Below are 18594 nucleotides of genomic sequence, written 5' to 3'. Positions count from 1 at the left end.
CGCAAATTCAGGCGCACTACAACTATCTTTGCCGGAAGACTGTGTCACGCCCCAGCGCAAGACCCCGTTTATCCGCCCCTCGCCTGTCCCAGCAGCGCGATCACCTCGGCATCCGTGGTCTGCTCGAAATCGTCGTAATAGACGCTGACCGCATGGAAAGGGGTGGGGGTGGCGAGACAGACGAGCCGGTCCACCTCGTCCCGCAGGGCGACGATCGCGCTCTTCGGCGAGACCGGAACGGCGAGCATCAGCGCCGCGGCGCCTGCCTGCCGCAGGGCTTTCGCCGCAGCTTTGGCCGTTCCCCCCGTGGCAATGCCGTCATCGACAATGATGACATTGCGCCCGCTTGGAGAAATTCGCGTCTGATCGCCCAGATAGAGGACACGGCGGCGCGCGAGTTCGAGCCTTTGCCGCTCGGTCTCCGCCTGGACGTACTTCTCGGAAGGACTGACGATACGCATTGCCTCGGCATTGAGGACGACCTGCGGCTCGTCGCTGTCGACCAGCGCTCCGAGACCGAATTCGGGATGACCGGGTGCGCCGATCTTGCGAACGATGAGGAGTTCGAGGGAGGCGGCGAGGGTTCTTGCCACCTCGAAGGCCACCGGTACGCCGCCGCGCGGCAACGCCATCACCAGCGGGTCGGCGAAGTCCGCTTTCTCGGTGAGATGCGCTTCGATGGCGCGAGCAAGCCTTCGACCCGCATCGGCCCTGTCTGCAAAGGGTATGTCTGCAAAGGATATGCCTTCCTGGGCCATGACATCGCTCCCTGAAAAGCGCCGCGACCGATTGCCACAACTATGGAGAGAGTGATCGCTCAAATTGCAGCGAATTTCGCCAGCTTTCGTTAATGCGCCATCGTTACCAATGGCCTTGCATAATGGCTGAAACGCAAGCCGCACTTTATTTTAGCACGACAGGCCGTTTCGAAATGAGCTTTCTCTCCGCCATACCGGTCATCGCCCTTCTTGCCATGCTACCCGTTCTCCTTTCTCTGCGGCCGGTCGCCGCTGTTCGGGAGTTCTCCGCCGGTTGCGCGCTCTCGGCAGCTTCGGCAGGCGCTTTGACGGTCGCGGCGGCGTTGCAGGCGCCGATCGCTGCAATGTTCGGCTATGCGGGTCTTGCCGTTTCCCTCTTCTTCGTCCTACAGGGCCTCCGCTGGTTCCTCGCATCGTCGATGCCGGCATCGCTTTGTCTGGTGCTCGCATTCACGAGCGGCGTGCTCGGCTTCATCATCGCGCTCGGCGGCCATGACAGTCCCGCCGCGGCCCTGATTGTCGTTGCGGGCGTTGTCGCGGCTCCACTTTTCGTCCTTGGTCTGGCCGCAGCCGACCGCTGGCCGAGCGAAAAGCCGGCGATCGGGATCGTAGTCGTCGGCTCCGCCGCCGTGGTTTTCACCGCCCTTGCTCATGTTCTCGGCCCATCGTCGCACGTCGTGCCGGGGCCCCCGGGCCCGCCCGCTTCGATGCTGTTTGATTTCCTGCTCGTCACCATGCGGGTGCTGTGCCTTCCCCTCGTCTTCCTGGCCGTGATCCTTACGATGCAGGCCCGCATCATCGCCGGGTTGAGGGCTATGATCGCACGCGACGGCTTGACCGGTGCGCTGTCGCGCGGGACGCTCATGGAAGAGGGCGAGCGGATCTTCGCCGAGTGCCTGGCACGCCAGGAGCCGGCTGCCTTCCTGCTGCTCGACCTCGATTTCTTCAAACAGATCAACGATCAGTACGGGCATGCCTGCGGCGACATGGCGCTCGCGCATTTTGCCGAAACCGTCTCGGCTTTCCTCGCCGGACGGGGCGTCCTCGGACGGATCGGTGGCGAGGAATTCGGTATCGTCCTGCCGGACCACACGGAAGAGCAGGCAAAGGCGCTGGCGGAGGACATCTGCCGCGTGGTGCGCGAGACGCCTGCCGGCCGCTCGCATCAGCGCATCCGTTTGACCGTGAGCATCGGGATCGCCGCCGCCATTGCGGGCGAAACGATTGCCGACGTGATGATACGCGCCGATCTTGCTCTCTACGACTCAAAGGCCGATGGACGCGACCGTTGCTCGGTGGCAAGGGATCGCCGCATCGACGCCAGCGCCCGCGCCCTCGCGGCAGCCGCCGCGCAATTGCGCGAAGCGCGTGCCGCCCGGTCGGAACTGCGCCACTCCGCGTGACTTCTCGCACGATGGATCCTGCATATCGACGGGCGTGGCGGCCGGTGCTTGCATTGCAGCATCCACTGCCTATCTGAACGGTGCAGTTCATTGGAGGATACTCATGTTGCGCCGCATCCGTGCCTTGCTTGTCGCCGGCCTCACCGTCTCGGCCGCGGCGGTTGCGCCCGTCCACGCCGAAACCGTCGGCCAGGTCGGGGTCGACTGGCTCGGCAACGATATCAAGATCGATGCCGTGAGCGACCCGAAGGTGACCGGGGTTACCTGCCACGTCACCTATTTCGATCGCAGCGTCATCGACCGCCTGAAGAACGGCAACTGGTTCGAGGATCCGTCGAACAACTCCATCGCCTGCCGCCAGACCGGCCCCATCGCCATCGGCGATATCGACCTGTCGAAGGAGGGGGAGGAAGTCTTCCGTTCCGGACTGTCCCTCATATGGAAGAACCTGCTGGTGACCCGTATCTACGACAAGGCCAACGACACGCTGATCTATCTGGCGCATTCGAGGCAGTTGACCGACGGTTCGGCCAAGATGTCGATCACCACGGTCCCGCTCTATGGCCAGCCGGTCACCTGGGAGAATGGGCGGCCGGAATAAGCGATCCGGCAGACGCAGCAGATCAAACGGCCGGAAGGGGAGTACGGGTTTCCGCACTCCCCTTCCGAGCTACAGCGCGCGCTTCTGCGAGACTAAGGTCTGCCGCATTTTACGCCGCATACATAATTTCTTGAGCTGGTGCGCCTCGATGAAACATGCAGTAGCTGATTTCGCGCCTTACGGTTTAGGCGGCACAATACCCCGATAGTAGTCGCCCTCACCCGGGTCGTATCTCTCCTGGTAGGTACCGTTCGGAGACATCATACGACCTCCGTCGATACTCCCTGTCGCAGTCGGGTCGACCGAAGACGGAGGCAGGTTACGCGACGTCGGCATGCGCACCTGATTCTGCGTCCCCGGAGGGTGGTTCGGGTCGAGGCCCTGATAGTAGTTATCCGCAAAGGCTGGCGCCGCGGCGCCCACCAAGGCGGATGACAGGACAAATGCAGCAAATGATTTTTTCAGAGAAAGTCTCATGACATTAACTCCTATGTCCGTTAGGCATCCCACCTCCCAATGGATGCTACTGTTCAGCATACGAGCCTCCTACGGATGCTGCGGTTACAAAGATAACACCGGGCACCGGTCGAAAGCGTTTGACGATTTGTCACTTTTGCTCATCCAAGAGTGATGCTCATTACGTAACTGTAACTTGACCGCCCCCTCCACCGCGAGGGTGGCATTTCGGGCGCGTCCTCAGACTGAAAGAGCATGCAGCGGCGGACCATCGCCTCTAGAGGCGGTGGTCCGCGAAAGCGCAATGCGCTCAAAGGCATCAGGAATGTTTAGGGACGGGGAGCCGGAGGCGAGATGCCTTGATAATAGTCGCCGTCACCGGGGCCCTGGTACTCGTTCGTATAGTGCTCACGTACGCGGCCGGGAGCGTTGCTCGCCCGGCTGCCCGGCGCCGGTTCCATGTAGATGCTGCCGGTCGGCGCCGGATCGACATAGACGCTGCCCGTCGGTGCGGGATCGACATAGACGCTGCCGGTCGGGGCAGGATCGACGTAATACGGACGGGCCGGCACCATTACCGCGCCTCTGTTCTGAGTGCCCGGAGGATTATGCGGGTCGATGCCCTGATAGTAACTGTCTGCAAAGGCCGGCACGGCGACGCCGGCAAGCGCCGATGAGAGGGCAAATGCAGCGAGCGATGTTCTGAAAGAAACTTTCATGGCGTTGCTCCTGTCTGTTTCCACATCAGCTTCCAAACGCGGAGGCTGTAATCACCAGCAGACGGCTTCTCGCCAAATGCTGCCTGTGCATAACTCGTTTGGCGTGCAGGGGTTCCTTGCGTGCGACCGCCACGTTTTCACATTTGCTCGCTCCGCCGTGATGCCGATCGCCGTGCAACAGCCGCCGGGCGTCCGCCGGCTCCTGCGAAAAGGCCCGCTTTCGCGGGCCTTGCCGGAAACCGTCCCTGGCGGTCCGGCAGTCATGCTTTCAGGGCCGAGCCGACCTGAAAAATCGTGACTAGGCTGCCTGTGCCAGTTCCTCGGCGATGACGGTGTCGAGATTGAGGAAGCAGACCATGGATTTTTCAAGCGCGACGATGCCGCGGCAGAAGGCGCGCTGGGCTTCCGGGATGATCTCCGGCGCGGGCTGCAGGTCTTCGCTGCGGATCGTCATCATATCGGAGACCTGCTCGACCAGCAGTCCGACGAGCTTGCCATTGATGTCGGTGACGATGATGGCGGAGCGCTCCGACGGCTCGGTCATCTTCATGCCGAGGCGGCAGGCCATGTCGATGACCGGGATCACCGCACCGCGCAGGTTGATGAGGCCGAGAACGTACGGCGGCGTGTGCGGCATCGGCGTCACCGGTGCCCAACCGCGGATTTCCCGGATTGCCATGATGTCGATGCAGAATTCCTGTTCACCCAGGTGAAAGGAGACGATTTCGAGATAGGCGCCTGACTGCTTGATTGCGTTGCTCATGATCAAAACTCTTCCCAATTTTCACCGGACGCCGTTGTCGACGGCGTTGATCCCGGCATGTTGCCGAATGCGCCAGCCAGTTTTCCCATCAGCGCCTTTGCCGGAGATGGAGCTGGACGCGTGGATGATTGCGCGGCCGCGGGCTTGCGAAGTGACACGGGCGCGACAGCAGTCGCTGTTGCCGCCCCCCCCGGAGCGCCTGCCCTCGCCGGGCCTGCCCTGCCCGGCGGCCGGATCGCCGCCGTGCGGATCGCCGTCTCGCGCGCCTGCCCGTGGCGGAATTGCCCGACGATCTCGCTGAGCTTCTCGGCATCCTGCGCAAGCGTATGGCTCGCCGCATTGGTCTGCTCGACCATGGCGGCATTCTGCTGCGTCATCTGATCGAGTTGAGCGACGGCGGTATTGATTTCGCGGAGGCCCGTCGATTGCTCGCGCGCCGCCATGACGATCGAGCTCATATGTTCGTTGATGCAGGCCACCTTGGCACCGATGCGGCCGAGCGCGTCGCCGGTCTCCTGAACCAGCCTGACGCCGGTCTTGACCTCGTTGCCCGAGCGGCTCACCAGAGCCTTGATATCCTTCGCGGCACCGGCAGCGCGCTGGGCGAGCTCCCTCACCTCCTGGGCAACGACGGCAAAGCCTTTGCCGGCCTCCCCAGCCCGCGCGGCCTCGACCCCGGCATTGAGCGCCAGCAGATTGGTCTGGAACGCGATCTCGTCGATCACGTCGATGATCTTGCCTATCTCGCTGGAAGCGCCCTCGATGCGGGCCATGGCGGCGATCGCCTCGCCGACGATGCGCCCGGACTCCTCGGCATTGATGCGCGCCTCGTCGACCATATGGCTTGCCTCTTCGGCGCGCTCGGTCGCTGTCTTCACGGTGACGGTGATTTCCTCGAGCGCGGCCGAGGTCTGCTCCAGCGATGCGGCCTGTTTTTCCGTTCGCCGAGCCAGATCGTCGGCCGCGCTGCGCATCTGCCGCCCGTTCGATTCGATCGAGGCGGTATTCTCCGTGACACTCGAAAGGACATGGCTCAGCCGTTCCACCGTGTCGTTGAAGTCGCGGCGCAACGCATCGAGTCCGCTATCGAAAGGCTCGCGGATCGCAACCGCCAGATTGCCGTCTGCAAGCTGATTGAGCGCTCCGCCGAGGGCTTCGACTGCGGTCTTGATCCGTCCGATAGCCTGCTCGCGCTCCGTCTCGTGCCGCTCGCGTTCCGCCTCGATTTCCTGCCGACTCGCCCTCGCCCCTTCCTCGAGCGCGCGTTTCTCGATTGCCGAGACCCGGAAAAGCTCCACCGAACGTGCCATCTCGCCGATTTCGTCGCCGCGGTCGAGCCCCGCCACTTCAGTCGTGAGCTCGCCCGAATGTATCCGCCGCATGCCGTCGCGCAGACCGAGGACGCCTCGGCGCAAGACGTTCCCATGGAACCAGATAAGGCCGATCAGGGTCGCCATTGCCAGCAAACAGGCGGCTGCCTGGAGCATGAGCGCATGCTCACCACTGGTGCGGACATCTGCGATGCGCGCCGCGGCCAGGCCGGCTGCGGCATCGGCCAGTTGCGCAAGCGATGCGCCCACGCGCTCGCCTGCGGCGTCGATGACATCGTCGATGCGGGCGAATTCATCGCCTGGCGCTCCGGCCTCCACGAGCGCTTTCAGGTCCTGCTCGACGGCCTTGCGCAGTTGGGCGATATCCGCTTCGAAACCGGCAAGAACTTCCGGCTTGCCGACAAGACGCGCGAGCGCCTCGAGATCGGCTTGCCTGCCCTCGATGACCTCTAGCGAGGATTTGATCTGGGCCGCACGCTCCGGCTGTATCCGGCGTTCGCCGCGGTCGACGATGGTGTCCATTGCCGCAAGCACGAGCTTCAGGCGGGCAAGGCGCATTTCCTCTATCGTTCCCATGTCGCGCTGAGCGATAACCGCCTTGTCGAGCGCCTCTTGCGAGCTGCCTTGCTCATAGAGGCCGACGGCGAGAACGGAACCGAAACCGAGAAAAGCTGCCCCCGCAAGCGTCGCAAGGCGTTGGCTGACGGAGAGCGTTCTCCTGGCGGATGCAAGGGTGTTCATCGATATGGCAGTCCATAGCTGGACCCGCCGCGGCAGGCGGGGTCCTCCGTTGCGATCGATGCGGAAAACCGGGCTCGATCAAACCGGATGACCTCATGTCATATCGAAGTGGTTCACTTCTCCGCGTCTGTGGACAGTGGCAAACAGACCTTAAACAATCGCTAAAACACGGGCCGCGACTTTGCGGAAGTTCGCGCGTTTCGACCGCTGCCGCCCTTTTCCTTCCGTCTCATGGTGTTATGATCGCCTCATGCGCACGGACACCAAAAAGTCGCTCTCTCCCCTGATCTTCGCCCTCGCCACCGGCGTGCTCGCGCTCGTCTTCCTGCTCGCCTTCAGAGGCTGGATCGCGAATGGCGCCGACATTTTCCTGTCGCTGGCGCAAGCCGGCCTCGCCTGGTGCATTTGAGACGCATCGCCTCGAGCACACCTGCGGCAATTGTCCCCTTTGCACCCGTGTGTCCGAAGCGGTATCAACGCTACATTCCTGACGGCCCGACGGCGCCGTGCGTCCGTTTCAGATGCGTCGGGGCAGCAACAGACTGGTGGCAATAATGAAATCCATACGCATCGTTCTCTGGGTAGCCATTCTCGTCATGGTGGCCGTCCTCGGCTGGCTGACCTTCGACATGACGCAGTCGAAGCAGCAGGCCGCATCCAGCCCCTTCGGCGTACCCTTTACCCTCGTCGCCCAGAATGGCGAGCCCATCACCGAGAAAGCGTTCACCGGCAAGCCGACGGCGCTCTTCTTCGGCTTCACCCATTGCCCGGAAGTTTGCCCCACCACGCTGTTCGAACTGAACGGCTGGCTCGATAAGGTCGACCCCGAGGGCAACAAGCTGCAGGCCTACTTCATCACCGTCGATCCGGAGCGCGATACCCCCGAGGTGCTCGGCCAGTATGTTTCAAACGTGTCCAAGCGCATCACCGGTATCTCCGGTCCGCCCGAAAAGGTGCTGGATATGGTCAAGGGTTACCGCGTCTATTACAAGAAAGTCCCCACCGACGAGGCAAAGCCGGACGGCGACTACACAATGGATCATACAGCCTCGGTCTTCCTGCTCGACGCCAACGGCCAGTTCAGCGGAACGATCGCCTATGGCGAAAATCCCGAAACGGCCGTCAAGAAGCTGGAAAACCTCACGCGCGGCTAACAAGGCTTGCCCGTCTATCCTGCGGGCGCCGGCAATCCCGGCGCTTTGCCTTTGTACCTCATTCATGATAGCGGCGAACCGCCCACAGCGCGCGCATCCGTTCGGACGCGCCGAAGCCACTGTGGCCCTTTTGAATGGCTGCATGCCGAAGGAAAGCACCGTGAGCGAGATACGCCTTTTCGTTACCACTACCGAGAAGCAGGCGGCCGCCGTCCTCGACGTCATGAGCGCAATCTTCGAAGAAGACGATTACGCGATCGCGACTATGGAGATCGACGAGAAGCGGGATGTCTGGGAGGCCTCCGTCTACATGATGACGGATGAAGAAGAGAGCGTGAGATCACGCCTCGCTCAGGCACTCGAAGCCGAATTTTCGCATCTTCCGATCGAGCGCGAAGTGCTGCCGGATGTCGACTGGATCGCCAAGTCGCTGGAGGGCCTCGCCCCCGTGCGCGCGGGCCGCTTCGTCATCCACGGCTCGCATGATCGCGACAAGGTGAAGCCGGGCGAGATTGCCATCGAGATCGATGCCGGTCAGGCCTTCGGTACCGGCCATCACGGCACGACCGCCGGCTGCCTCGAAATGCTTGCCTCCGTCGCCCGTTCCCGGCCTCTCCGCAACGCGCTCGACCTCGGAACGGGAAGCGGCGTGCTGGCGATCGCCGCCTGGAAGCTCCTGCATGTTCCGGTGCTCGCAACCGATATCGATCCGATCGCAACCCGCGTCGCCGCCGACAACGCCCGTCGCAACGGCGTCGTCAACGGCTTGACATTCGCCACGGCGCCCGGCTTTCACTCGACCACCTTCAGCGCCAACGGCCCCTTCGATCTCATCATCGCCAACATTCTGGCGCGCCCGCTGATGAAGATGGCGCCGCAACTTGTGGCCAACCTCGCTCCGGGCGGTTCGGTCATCCTCTCCGGCATTCTCGCCGAACAGCGCTGGAAGGTGCTCGCAGCCTATAACGGCCAGAACCTCAGACATGCGTGCACCATCTGGCGCAATGGCTGGGTAACCATTCATCTGACCAGGTAAGCCACGCTTGTCGCAGACGCGTCCGGTCGCGGCGTCCCCTTCAGTGTTTCTATGAAACGTTGGAATGCCCTAAAGCGCATCCCTGATCGGGAACATGTCTTCGCCGTAATGATGAAGCCTCGTGTGATGTCGGCGGCATAACCACCGCACCTTCAAAGGCTCGTCGTATTGATCGTGATGGGCATCGACCGCTTCGATCCCGCAAACCTCGCACGTCTGCTTTTCCAGCTCGCCTGCCTTCACGGCTCGCTGCACAGCGAGGTGAGCATCATATTTTCCCGGATTGGCACGGCGCCAATTGGCTTGACGGGTATCGGTTTTCAGCATCGCTGCTCTACCTCTGCATGCTCCGTTTGAGAGATATCCTCGCAAGTCGACCGTAAGCGGGCATATCACGAAGCAAACCGTTCTTCATTTGTTTTCCCGTGGACACCGCCTCTTTCCACAGGAACCTCCGTACCGACCGAAACGGGAGCCGAGAAAACGAAAAGGCCGCCCAGTCCATCATGACGGGCGGCCTTCTCGAAACAAAGGCGATGCCGAAGCATCGCCTGCTGACCGGCTTTTGGCCGACCATACCCGCGAGCTTGAGGAGGAGGAGCGCTCAAGCGGGCTCTACCGTTCCGAAGCTGGCCACCCTGAGGGAGGAGGAGAACAGATGACCAACTATTCTCGGAACTGCAGTCTTTTGAACCGGCGGACGTTCGTCCGTGTTCGTTGAGGCGGCTTATAACCTATAATTCCGATAGAGAAAGCCACATTCGGGCATGGGTGCCATGCGCCGCGTGCATATGTATTACAAATGAGCAATGCCGCCCGCGCTGCCCGAGGTGCGGGGACGTTCACGTGAATTTCGCCTCCCCGTGCGGGAGCGGATCTTAAGTTGTTATTTTATGGGGGTCGTTACCCCAAAACCGCTGCACACTTTTGGAAGAGATGCATTAACATGCTCGTCTCACCTGCGGTTCTCCGCCAAGCTTACCGGGAAAGTCCATGTTCCAATCCTTCGAAGTCACCTCCACGCCCCAGTTCGGCAAGGAGAGAACCACCGCCCTGCGTGCCGCCCTCGCAACCCTGGGCGTCGATGGCTTCCTCGTGCCGCGTGCCGACGAATTTCAAGGGGAGTATGTGCCCCGCAGTTCCGAGCGGCTGTCGTGGCTGACGGGCTTTACCGGTTCGGCCGGTGTAGCGCTCGTGACGCAGCGCGAGGCGATCGTCTTCGTCGACGGCCGTTATGTAACCCAGCTCAAGGAGCAGGTGGACGGCAGCGTCTTCACCGGCGGCGATCTCATCGGCGAACCGCCGCATGTCTGGCTGGAGCGCCATGGACCCAAGGACTTCCGCCTCGGCATCGATCCTTGGCTGCACACCGCGGCGGAAGTTCGCCGGCTCGAAAAGGCGCTGACGGCGGTCGGCGGCAGTGTCGTCCTCCTCGACCACAATCCGCTCGACCGGCTCTGGACCGACCGTCCCGCAGCGCCGCTCGGCCCTGTGACGATCCAGCCGCTCGAGCATGCGGGACAATTGGCAAGAGACAAGATAGCGGAGATCGCGGCGGGCGTGTCAAAGGCGAAGGCCGCGGCCGTCATACTTACCGATCCCTCCTCCGTCGCCTGGACCTTCAACATCCGTGGCAGCGACGTGCCGCACACGCCGCACCCGCTGGCACGCGCCATCGTCCATGCGGACGGCAGCGCCGAGCTTTTCCTCGACAAACGCAAGACCGGCATCGAGCAGGAGGCCTACCTGACGCAGCTCGCCGATATAATGGCGCCTGCTACCTTCGACGATCGGCTCGCCGCCCTCGCCTCGACCGGCGCAGCCATCATGATCGATCCGGATCTCGCCCCCTTTGCGATCGGCGAGCTGATTCGCAGGAAGGAAGGTTCGGTGGTCGAGGCGGTCGATCCCGCCCGCCTGCCACGCGCCTGCAAGAATGCAGCCGAGATCGCCGGATCGACCCGGGCGCACCTGCAGGATGGTGCGGCGATGGTCGAGTTCCTCGCCTGGCTGGACGCGAGGGAGCCCGGCAGCGTCACCGAAATCGGCGCAACCAGGCAATTGGAGGCAATGCGCGCGGCCGTCGGCGAGCGCATGCAGAACCCGCTGAAGGACGTTTCTTTCGACACGATCGCCGGCGCCGGTTCGCATGCCGCAATCATGCATTACCGGGTCACGAACGAAACCGACCGGCGGATCGAGGCGGGTACCATGTTCCTGATCGACTCCGGCGCGCAATACATCAACGGCACGACCGACATCACCCGCACGGTCGCGATCGGCGCGGTGCCGGAAGAACAGAAGCGATTCTTCACGCTCGTGCTCAAGGGCATGATCGCAATCAGCACGGCGCGCTTCCCGAAGGGGTCACGCGGCGTCGATCTCGATCCGCTCGCCCGGATCGCACTGTGGAAGGCGGGCGCCGATTATGCGCATGGGACCGGCCACGGTGTCGGCTCCTATCTCTCGGTCCACGAAGGACCGCAGCGCATTGCCCGGCTTGCCACGCAGGAATTGCTGCCGGGCATGATCCTGTCCAACGAACCCGGTTACTATCGCCCCGGTGCCTTCGGCATCCGCATCGAGAATCTCGTCGTCGTCCGCCAGCCGGAGGAGATCGATGGCGGCGACCAGCCGATGCTCGGCTTCGACACGCTGACCTTCTGCCCGATCGATCGCCGGCTCGTCCTTCCCGCCCTGCTGACCGACGACGAGCTCGACTGGCTGAATGCCTACCACGCGGAAACGCGGGAAAAGCTGATGCCGCTGCTGTCGGACGCGGAGACGAGAGACTGGCTGGCCAGTGCTACGGAAGCAATCGCGCGGTAGGCCGGAACCGGGCGGCCCGGCGGTGTGGGCTGGGGCTGGGGTACCGCCGGGCCTCCGTTGGGAGGGTCGATTTCTCAACCAACAGCATGGTTATATTTGCGGCGACGCTTTCGCGTAACCCGCGAATTTTACTGGATCGCAGCCTTGGAGCGTCTCATAAGACGCGCAAAGGTCGCTGCAGGAAACTGTTCGGAGGACTGCAATCTCTCCTCCTCCCTCACATGTGCTTGTCACAGAAATGAAGGCCGCGCCGCGCCTGCGGCGCGACGAGCACAGGGATGACGAGATCAAAAAAGCCGCGGCAGGTAGCCCGAATCTCAACAGGCGTTCATCCCACAATCGTCTGAATGCCAAATCACGGCGCGTTCCCAGTCAGATGCCGAGCATAGTCTTGGCTTGGCCGAGCGCTGCTTCCGAACCCGCATGGTCGCCGGCCTTGTGCAAGTCTTCGCCCTGCTGGCGCAACTGTTTCACCTTGGCCATGTCGGCCTCGGACAACGATGCGTTGGGCATGGCCGCATCGATGGCCTGCATCATGGCGGGGCACTGATTCGCAAAAGCGGGGACAGGCGCAAGCGCGAGAAACAGCGCAACGGAAATTCTGGTAATCATGGTCGCTCCTCCGTGGGCCGGGGGGCGGCTGCCTCCCCGGCAACGAGAGGATGATAGTCCAGAACCGGTCTGGCGCCAATCCGAGCGGCCGGACCCGTGCTCAGGCGGGCGGGAACCTACATGATCAGGTGCCGGATCGCCATGACCGCGATCCAACCGACGAGCAGCATCCGAAGCGTCGATAAGCGCAGCCCGATGACGAAGGCGACGAGCATCGCTGCGGCGACGTCGATGCCACCATAGACGAAGGCGGGCGCCACCAGCGTCGTCAGTACAGCCGCGGGGACTGCGTTCAGCGCAGATTCGATCCGCGGGGGAATGTACTTCAGCTGAGTGATGAGCACGTAGCCACCGAAGCGCGTGACATAAGTGGCGACTGCGGCCGCAACGATGAGATAGAGCAGATCGAGGTGTTGCGCGTCCAAGGATCAGGCCTCCTTTTCCACGGCGTGGGCTTCGATCGCCGGTCGCTTCGGCGGCATGCAGGCCGCGAGCACGATGCCGGCAAGCGCGCCGATGCTGACATGCCAGGGGGAGCCGACGAAATGCATCGCCGCCACCGAGGCGACGGCGCTCACGGCCACGATCGGCAGAAAACGGTCGCGTGTGCGGAAGCTCATCACCAGCCCCAGAAAGTAGATCGGGAGGAGCACGTCGAGACCGATCGCTTTGGGATCGCCGATCAACTGCCCGAAAATCGCACCGATCAGCGTATTGATGATCCACGGAACATAGATCACGACGCCGAAGCCCGCATACCAGGCGAAGGTGACCGGCAATCCGCGCTCGCCGCGCTGCTCGGTCTCTGCATATTGCGGATCCACGAGCAGAAAGAAGGCGATCAGCTTTTGAGCGAAGCTGAAATGGCGGATGTGCTTGGCGAGAGAAGCGGAATAGAGCACGTGGCGGAAGTTGACCGCAAAAACCGAGAGCACCACGAGCCAGGGCTGCACGTTGCTTCCGAAGAGTTCGATGCCGACCATCTGGCTTGCACCCGCATAGACGGTGGCGCTCATGAATACCGCATCGGCAATCGAAAAACCGTTATCCACCGCAAGCGCGCCGAAAAGCGCGCCGAAGGGCGATGCCGCCAGCATGATCGGAAAGCCGCCGCGAAGCCCTTCCCGGAAATCGCCTCTGCTCATGAAATTCTCCCGCGGGGGCCGCTCGTAACGAGCATGCCGGCAGATTGCCTGCCGGACAGATAGGCGCTGCCGCACATCGCGACAATTCAATTACTCTGATGCGGCGATTGAATTTTCTGATGGTTGGACGCGCGTCATTCCAAGCGCACGCAAGACCAGGTGCTCGGCCGGCCAAACCATAAGAAGGCGGACGCAAGGAACGCGCCCGCCCCGACACGTCAGCGCTTTACCTGAAACGTGTGCTCTATGCCTGGAAAAGTGCGCGCCTTCACCTCGTTGGCATAGGCCTCCGCCGCCTTTGAGATCGTCGGTGCCAGTTCGGCGAAGTGCTTGACGAAGCGCGGCTTGAAATCGTTGAAAAGACCCAGCATGTCATCCGATACCAGGATCTGGCCGTCGCAGGCCGGCGAAGCGCCGATGCCGATGGTCGGCGCGCGCAGCGTGGCGGTGATCTCGCGGGCGACCGGCTCCACCGTTCCCTCGACCACGATGGCGAAAGCGCCGGCATCGTCGATCGCCTTGGCGTCGCGGCGGATCTTGGCCACTTCCTTCTCGTTGCGCCCGACCGAGCGGTAGCCGCCCGTCGTGTTGACGAGCTGCGGCATCAAGCCCACATGGCCGAGCACCGGAATGCCACGGCTGACAAGAAATTCGACCGTCTCGGCCATCTCGGCCCCGCCCTCGAGCTTCACTGCGCTGCAGCCCGTTTCCTTCAGGATGCGCGCGGCGCTGCGGAAGGCCTGTTCCTTGGATTCCTGATAGGCGCCGAAAGGCAGGTCGACGACGACACAACAGCGCTCCGAACCGCGCATGACCGCCTGGCCATGCGCAATCATCATGTCGAGCGTGACGCCGACGGTCGTATCGAGGCCGTAGAGAACCATGCCGAGCGAATCGCCGACGAGGAGGAAATCCACATGAGGATCGAGAAGACGTGCGATCGGCGTCGTATAGGCCGTCAGGCTGACGATCGGGCGCTCACCCTTCAGGGCTTCGATGCTGGCGGGGCTGAGCCGCCGTTTCGTGGTCTGGACGCTCATTCTCAGGCTACCTTTGCAAAACGGGCGGATTTCGGGGCTATGACGCGGTTGTCGAGCAGCTTCGTGGTGCCGAAGCGGACGAAGAGCAGGAGCAGGACCGGCTTTTCTCCGATCTCGCCGATAGGCTCAAGCGTTTCCGGGTCGCGCAGCGCCACCACTTCGGGCCGCGCCAGGGGTTCGCCGGCGAGAAACTCCAAGACACCCTTCTCGATTTCGGCCGGTTCGGTGACGCCGCTTGCGATCAGCCGCTCGGCCTCGTCCAGCGCCTTCGGCACGATCGCGGCTGCACGCCGCTCTTGTGCCGTCAGATAGACGTTGCGCGACGAACAGGCGAGCCCGTCCTCCTCGCGCACCGTCGGTACGCCGATGACCGTAACTGGCTGCGCCAGATCCTCGACCATGCGCCGGATGATCTGGAGCTGCTGGAAATCCTTCTCGCCGAAATAGGCGCGGTCCGGCTGGACGATATTGAAGAGCTTGGTGACGACGGTCGCAACGCCTGCGAAATGGCCGGGCCTCACCGCGCCTTCGAGCTCGGAGCCGAGCTTCGGCACGTCGACCACCGTTTCCATCGGCCGCGGATACATGTCGGAAACGCCGGGTGCAAAAAGGAAATCGACGCCGCCATCGGTCAGCAGCGCCTGATCACGGGCGAGGTCGCGCGGGTATTTGCCAAGATCCTCGTTCGCGCCGAACTGCAGCGGATTGACGAATATGCTGGCAACGACCACGTCGTTCTCGACGCGGGCGCGGCGCACGAGTTCCATATGGCCGACATGGAGATAGCCCATGGTGGGGACCAGTCCGATGGACCTGCCCGCGCGCCGATGCTCGGCAAGGGCCTCTCGCAGTTCGGCGATGGTGCTGATGGTTCTCATTTCGGACCCTCCAATCCGCCGGGACGTTAGATACGCCCCGCTTCGCCGATATGGCTCCTGCATCGTCAAGATGCTACAGCGACAGTTGCGCGTCCGATAAGACGCGCGGCTGCGGGCGCCAGCCCCGCGAAAAGGCAATTGCACAAATTTTGGCTGCAAGATCTATCTTGTGCAGCGCAAAAACACAAACGGAAATGGGCTCAAACTCGAAGCGCCGCACCTGATCGGCGTCTCAGACCGTGGTCGACTACGAGGGGGTCGAAAAATTCAACGAGACCTGTCGGCGTGCGGCACATGTCTTCGTCCTTGGCTCATCGAAGCGAAACCAATTTAACGAGGAGCACCCCATGCGCATGATTTTCGTCAACCTGCCGGTCAAGGATCTGAAAGCCTCGCGGTCCTTCTTCTCCGCTTTGGGCTTTACATTCAACGAGCAGTTTTCCGACGAGACCGCCGCCTGCATGGTCATCGACGACAATATCTTCGCCATGCTTCTGACCGAGCCGAAGTTCCGTAGCTTCATCGTCGGCGAGATCAGCGACACGGCGAAGGGCACCGAGGTCATCACCGCGCTCTCCGCCGGAAGCCGTGCCGAATGCGACGACATGTTCGACAAGGCTATTGCCGCGGGCGGCAAGCCATGGAAGCCGGCGATCGACTACGGCTTCATGTACGGCATCAGCTTCCAGGACCTGGACGGCCACGTCTGGGAGTTCATGTGGATGGACATGTCGGCTGAGCAGCAGGCGTGACGATCTAAACCAACGGGTCGCGCGGCATCGCTCTCATCCGCCTGCCGGCACCTTCTCCCCCCGTCCATGGGGAGAAGGGACTGGGAGGGGCGCCGCGAATCCCCTTCGCCCCGCTTGCGGGAGAAACAAAACACGCTACCCGCCGATCAACGCCAGCCACTCGTCCTCGTCCATCGTCTGGACGCCGAGTTCGCGGGCCTTGTCGAGCTTCGAGCCTGCGCCCGGGCCGGCAACGACGATGTCGGTCTTCTTCGATACCGATCCCGCCACCTTGGCGCCGAGACTCTCCGCCTTCGCCTTCGCCTCCTCGCGCGTCATCTTCTCCAGCGATCCCGTGAAGACGACCGTCTTGCCGGCGACGGGGCTGTCGGTCGCCACGGGCGATGCCGCGTTTTCGGGAGTAACTTCGCGCAGCAGCTCGGAAACGACCTTCAGGTTGCGCGGCTCCTTGTAGAACTCGACAATGGCGCGAGCGACCACCTCGCCAATGCCGTCGATGCTGTTCAGCTCGTTCCAGGCATCTCCCGAAAAGCCTGCCGCCTCGGTCATGGCCGCCCCGAAATGCTCGTAGCTGCCATAGGAGCGCGCAAGCAGCTTGGCGGTGGTCTCGCCCACATGGCGGATGCCAAGCGCATAGATCAGGCGATGAAGCGCTATCGAGCGGCGGGCATTGATCGCCTCGTACAGCTTGCGGACGCTTACCTTGCCGAATCCATCGATGTTCTCGAGCTTGTTGAGCGATTGCTCCTGGCGGCGCTCGAGCGTGAAGATCTCGGGGGCGGTGCGGATCCTCAGATTCTCGTCCTCGCTTTCGAAGAAGAACTCGATCTGCTTGGAGCCGAGGCCTTCGATGTCGAAGGCATTGCGCGAGACGAAATGCTTCAGATGCTCGACCGCCTGCGCACGGCAGACGAAACCGCCCGTGCAGCGGCGCACGGCATCCATCTTGCCGGTCTTTTCGTTGATGTCGCGCACCGCATGGCTGCCGCAGATGGGGCACGTCGTCGGAAACCTGTAGGGCTCGGCGCCTTCCGGCCGCTCGTCCATCACCACGTCGACGATCTGAGGGATCACGTCCCCTGCCCGCTGGACGATCACCATGTCGCCGATACGAACGTCGCGCCCATCGCGGATCGGCTCGCCGGTGTTGCCGACGCCCCGGATATAATCCTCGTTGTGCAGCGTCGCGTTAGTGACGACGACGCCCCCGACCGTGATCGGCTCCAGCCGCGCGACGGGCGTCAGGGCGCCGGTACGGCCGACCTGAATGTCGATGCCCTTCAGACGCGTGAACGCCTGTTCGGCCGGAAACTTGTGCGCCGTTGCCCAGCGCGGACTGCGCGAGCGGAAGCCGAGCCTGGCCTGCAGAGCGAGCCGGTCGACCTTGTAGACGACGCCGTCGATGTCGTAGTCGAGGTCCGGACGCTCCCGCTCGATATGGTGATAGTGCTCCAGGAGCGCGTCGGCGGAGAAGAAGCGCTGCATCAGCGGATTGACCGGGAATCCCCAGGCCTTGAAGGTCTCCACCATGCCGAGCTGCGTATCCGCAGGCATCGCCGACATCTCGCCCCAGGCATAAGCGAAAAAGCGCAGCTTGCGGTTCGCCGTCACCTTCGCGTCCAGCTGACGGAGCGAACCCGACGCCGTATTGCGCGGGTTGACGTAGAGCGGCCTGCCCTGCGCCGCCATTTCGGCATTGAGCGCGGCGAAGTCCGATTTCGCCATGTAGATCTCGCCGCGGATCTCGACGACGTCAGGCGCGTCGGCGGGAAGCGTCTGCGGGATCATGCCGATGGTACGAACGTTGGCCGTGACGTTTTCTCCGGTCGTGCCGTCGCCGCGGGTCGCAGCCGTGACGAGCCGCCGGTTTTCGTAGCGCAGCGACATGGATAGCCCGTCGATCTTCGGCTCGGCCGTGAAGGCGATCGAGCCGTCCGGGAGCTGGCCGAGGAAGCGGTAGACGCCGGCGACGAATGCGCGGGCGTCCTCGTCCGAGAAGGTATTGTCGAGCGACAGCATCGGCCGCGCATGGGCGACGGGCGCGAAGGTGAGCGAGGGCGCGGCACCGACCTTCCGCGAGGGGCTGTCCTCGCGGACAAGTGCCGGAAAGCGCTCTTCGATGAGATCGTTCCGCCGCTTCAGCCCGTCGTAGTCCGCATCCGAAATCTCCGGAGCATCCTTGCCGTGATAGAGTACGTCGTGGCGGGCAAGCTCCGCCGCCAGGAAGGCGAGTTCCTCGACAGCTTCCGCTTCGTTCAATTGTTCGACGGGTTTTCTTTGATTCAGCATGGATGCGGCTCCAGAACTTTGGAGTCGCTTTTACTGCATGATTCTTAAAATCGGAATCGATTTGAGGGTAACCGACGCGAAGATAAG

19 protein-coding genes are annotated in these 18594 nt (G+C 62.7%); 7 read left to right on the top strand and 12 right to left on the bottom strand.

The annotated features are described in order from the left end of the window. Positions 1-68: 68 nt before the first annotated feature. On the bottom strand, positions 69-758 hold the full coding sequence (locus AC6CIG_RS06150; RefSeq protein WP_127711973.1) for a phosphoribosyltransferase: 690 nt from the start codon (positions 756-758) through the stop codon (positions 69-71). 122 nt (positions 759-880) lie between these two features. On the opposite strand from AC6CIG_RS06150, the gene AC6CIG_RS06145 reads away from it, so the two are divergent. Together AC6CIG_RS06145 and AC6CIG_RS06140 are read left to right on the top strand one after the other, a co-directional pair. Further along, positions 881-2161, top strand: a complete 1281-nt coding sequence (locus tag AC6CIG_RS06145; RefSeq protein ID WP_026168645.1) for a GGDEF domain-containing protein — start codon at positions 881-883, stop codon at positions 2159-2161. Between the two features lie 103 nt (positions 2162-2264). Next, positions 2265-2762, top strand: coding sequence for a CreA family protein (locus AC6CIG_RS06140; protein WP_018095426.1), 498 nt, complete (start codon positions 2265-2267; stop codon positions 2760-2762). A 177-nt stretch (positions 2763-2939) separates the two neighbouring features. Here AC6CIG_RS06140 and AC6CIG_RS06135 read toward each other — a convergent pair whose 3' ends face one another. The 4 genes from AC6CIG_RS06135 to AC6CIG_RS06120 form a co-directional block, all read right to left on the bottom strand. After that, positions 2940-3299 (bottom strand): hypothetical protein, encoded by a 360-nt coding sequence (locus AC6CIG_RS06135; protein ID WP_437411710.1) that lies wholly within the window; start codon positions 3297-3299, stop codon positions 2940-2942. Positions 3300-3547: 248 nt separating this feature from the next. Beyond that, positions 3548-3937, bottom strand: a complete 390-nt coding sequence (locus AC6CIG_RS06130) for a hypothetical protein (protein WP_018095428.1) — start codon at positions 3935-3937, stop codon at positions 3548-3550. Positions 3938-4235: 298 nt separating this feature from the next. After that, positions 4236-4700, bottom strand: a complete 465-nt coding sequence (locus AC6CIG_RS06125; protein WP_003536237.1) for a chemotaxis protein CheW — start codon at positions 4698-4700, stop codon at positions 4236-4238. 2 nt (positions 4701-4702) lie between these two features. After that, on the bottom strand, positions 4703-6772 hold the full coding sequence (locus AC6CIG_RS06120; protein WP_127711971.1) for a methyl-accepting chemotaxis protein: 2070 nt from the start codon (positions 6770-6772) through the stop codon (positions 4703-4705). A 250-nt stretch (positions 6773-7022) separates the two neighbouring features. Between AC6CIG_RS06120 and AC6CIG_RS06115 the strand changes: the two genes are divergently transcribed. The 3 genes from AC6CIG_RS06115 to AC6CIG_RS06105 all read left to right on the top strand — a co-directional run bounded on the left by AC6CIG_RS06115 (position 7023) and on the right by AC6CIG_RS06105 (position 8962). Next, positions 7023-7181: a hypothetical protein gene (locus tag AC6CIG_RS06115; RefSeq protein WP_100671682.1), complete on the top strand. Its 159-nt coding sequence runs from the start codon at positions 7023-7025 to the stop codon at positions 7179-7181. Positions 7182-7326: 145 nt separating this feature from the next. Beyond that, positions 7327-7926 (top strand): SCO family protein, encoded by a 600-nt coding sequence (locus tag AC6CIG_RS06110; protein WP_018095432.1) that lies wholly within the window; start codon positions 7327-7329, stop codon positions 7924-7926. 160 nt (positions 7927-8086) lie between these two features. Further along, the gene (locus AC6CIG_RS06105; protein WP_026168646.1) at positions 8087-8962 is read left to right on the top strand and encodes a 50S ribosomal protein L11 methyltransferase; all 876 of its coding nucleotides are present in this window, start codon (positions 8087-8089) and stop codon (positions 8960-8962) included. A gap of 69 nt (positions 8963-9031) precedes the next feature. Here the strand turns inward: AC6CIG_RS06105 and AC6CIG_RS06100 are convergent, their stop codons facing one another. Further along, positions 9032-9289 carry a hypothetical protein gene (locus AC6CIG_RS06100; protein WP_003536225.1) on the bottom strand — a complete coding sequence of 86 codons (258 nt, stop codon included), beginning with the start codon at positions 9287-9289 and terminating at the stop codon, positions 9032-9034. A 666-nt stretch (positions 9290-9955) separates the two neighbouring features. Here AC6CIG_RS06100 and AC6CIG_RS06095 point away from each other — a divergent pair. Next, positions 9956-11791 (top strand): aminopeptidase P family protein, encoded by a 1836-nt coding sequence (locus AC6CIG_RS06095; RefSeq protein ID WP_127711967.1) that lies wholly within the window; start codon positions 9956-9958, stop codon positions 11789-11791. A gap of 372 nt (positions 11792-12163) precedes the next feature. On the opposite strand, the gene AC6CIG_RS06090 is transcribed toward AC6CIG_RS06095, so the two are convergent. The 5 genes from AC6CIG_RS06090 to panC form a co-directional block, all read right to left on the bottom strand. After that, the gene (locus AC6CIG_RS06090; protein ID WP_018095437.1) at positions 12164-12403 is read right to left on the bottom strand and encodes a PA2433 domain-containing protein; all 240 of its coding nucleotides are present in this window, start codon (positions 12401-12403) and stop codon (positions 12164-12166) included. A gap of 116 nt (positions 12404-12519) precedes the next feature. Then, complete coding sequence (locus tag AC6CIG_RS06085; protein WP_127712405.1) at positions 12520-12828, bottom strand: AzlD family protein; 309 nt, start codon at positions 12826-12828, stop codon at positions 12520-12522. 3 nt (positions 12829-12831) lie between these two features. Beyond that, the gene (locus AC6CIG_RS06080; protein ID WP_018095439.1) at positions 12832-13548 is read right to left on the bottom strand and encodes an AzlC family ABC transporter permease; all 717 of its coding nucleotides are present in this window, start codon (positions 13546-13548) and stop codon (positions 12832-12834) included. A gap of 218 nt (positions 13549-13766) precedes the next feature. Then, a complete protein-coding gene (gene panB, locus AC6CIG_RS06075; RefSeq protein WP_018095440.1) occupies positions 13767-14588 on the bottom strand; it encodes a 3-methyl-2-oxobutanoate hydroxymethyltransferase in 822 nt (273 codons plus the stop codon). Between the two features lie 2 nt (positions 14589-14590). Beyond that, positions 14591-15466 (bottom strand): pantoate--beta-alanine ligase, encoded by an 876-nt coding sequence (panC, locus tag AC6CIG_RS06070; RefSeq protein WP_127712406.1) that lies wholly within the window; start codon positions 15464-15466, stop codon positions 14591-14593. Positions 15467-15813: 347 nt separating this feature from the next. Here panC and AC6CIG_RS06065 point away from each other — a divergent pair, with 347 nt between their 5' ends. Beyond that, positions 15814-16218, top strand: coding sequence for a VOC family protein (locus tag AC6CIG_RS06065; RefSeq protein ID WP_026168647.1), 405 nt, complete (start codon positions 15814-15816; stop codon positions 16216-16218). Between the two features lie 135 nt (positions 16219-16353). Here AC6CIG_RS06065 and ligA read toward each other — a convergent pair whose 3' ends face one another. Next, entirely contained in the window at positions 16354-18507 is a 2154-nt protein-coding gene (gene ligA / locus AC6CIG_RS06060; RefSeq protein ID WP_127712407.1) for an NAD-dependent DNA ligase LigA, read from the bottom strand. Positions 18508-18594: the final 87 nt, after the last annotated feature.

The sequence above is a fragment of the Sinorhizobium sp. GQ132 genome, from assembly GCF_059758575.1.
Note: the sequence above shows the minus strand (reverse complement) of the source record. Positions and strands in the feature narration are given on the sequence as shown.

What these genes read in the sequence shown, in the direction of transcription:
- AC6CIG_RS06150 (WP_127711973.1), bottom strand. Translation starts at nt 758, where the DNA reads ATGGCCCAGGAAGGCATATCCTTTGCAGACATACCCTTTGCAGACAGG.
- AC6CIG_RS06145 (WP_026168645.1), top strand. Translation starts at nt 881, where the DNA reads ATGGCTGAAACGCAAGCCGCACTTTATTTTAGCACGACAGGCCGTTTC.
- AC6CIG_RS06140 (WP_018095426.1), top strand. Translation starts at nt 2,265, where the DNA reads ATGTTGCGCCGCATCCGTGCCTTGCTTGTCGCCGGCCTCACCGTCTCG.
- AC6CIG_RS06135 (WP_437411710.1), bottom strand. Translation starts at nt 3,299, where the DNA reads ATGCTGAACAGTAGCATCCATTGGGAGGTGGGATGCCTAACGGACATA.
- AC6CIG_RS06130 (WP_018095428.1), bottom strand. Translation starts at nt 3,937, where the DNA reads ATGAAAGTTTCTTTCAGAACATCGCTCGCTGCATTTGCCCTCTCATCG.
- AC6CIG_RS06125 (WP_003536237.1), bottom strand. Translation starts at nt 4,700, where the DNA reads ATGAGCAACGCAATCAAGCAGTCAGGCGCCTATCTCGAAATCGTCTCC.
- AC6CIG_RS06120 (WP_127711971.1), bottom strand. Translation starts at nt 6,772, where the DNA reads ATGAACACCCTTGCATCCGCCAGGAGAACGCTCTCCGTCAGCCAACGC.
- AC6CIG_RS06115 (WP_100671682.1), top strand. Translation starts at nt 7,023, where the DNA reads ATGCGCACGGACACCAAAAAGTCGCTCTCTCCCCTGATCTTCGCCCTC.
- AC6CIG_RS06110 (WP_018095432.1), top strand. Translation starts at nt 7,327, where the DNA reads ATGAAATCCATACGCATCGTTCTCTGGGTAGCCATTCTCGTCATGGTG.
- AC6CIG_RS06100 (WP_003536225.1), bottom strand. Translation starts at nt 9,289, where the DNA reads ATGCTGAAAACCGATACCCGTCAAGCCAATTGGCGCCGTGCCAATCCG.
- AC6CIG_RS06095 (WP_127711967.1), top strand. Translation starts at nt 9,956, where the DNA reads ATGTTCCAATCCTTCGAAGTCACCTCCACGCCCCAGTTCGGCAAGGAG.
- AC6CIG_RS06090 (WP_018095437.1), bottom strand. Translation starts at nt 12,403, where the DNA reads ATGATTACCAGAATTTCCGTTGCGCTGTTTCTCGCGCTTGCGCCTGTC.
- AC6CIG_RS06080 (WP_018095439.1), bottom strand. Translation starts at nt 13,548, where the DNA reads ATGAGCAGAGGCGATTTCCGGGAAGGGCTTCGCGGCGGCTTTCCGATC.
- panB (WP_018095440.1), bottom strand. Translation starts at nt 14,588, where the DNA reads ATGAGCGTCCAGACCACGAAACGGCGGCTCAGCCCCGCCAGCATCGAA.
- panC (WP_127712406.1), bottom strand. Translation starts at nt 15,466, where the DNA reads ATGAGAACCATCAGCACCATCGCCGAACTGCGAGAGGCCCTTGCCGAG.
- AC6CIG_RS06065 (WP_026168647.1), top strand. Translation starts at nt 15,814, where the DNA reads ATGCGCATGATTTTCGTCAACCTGCCGGTCAAGGATCTGAAAGCCTCG.
- ligA (WP_127712407.1), bottom strand. Translation starts at nt 18,507, where the DNA reads ATGCTGAATCAAAGAAAACCCGTCGAACAATTGAACGAAGCGGAAGCT.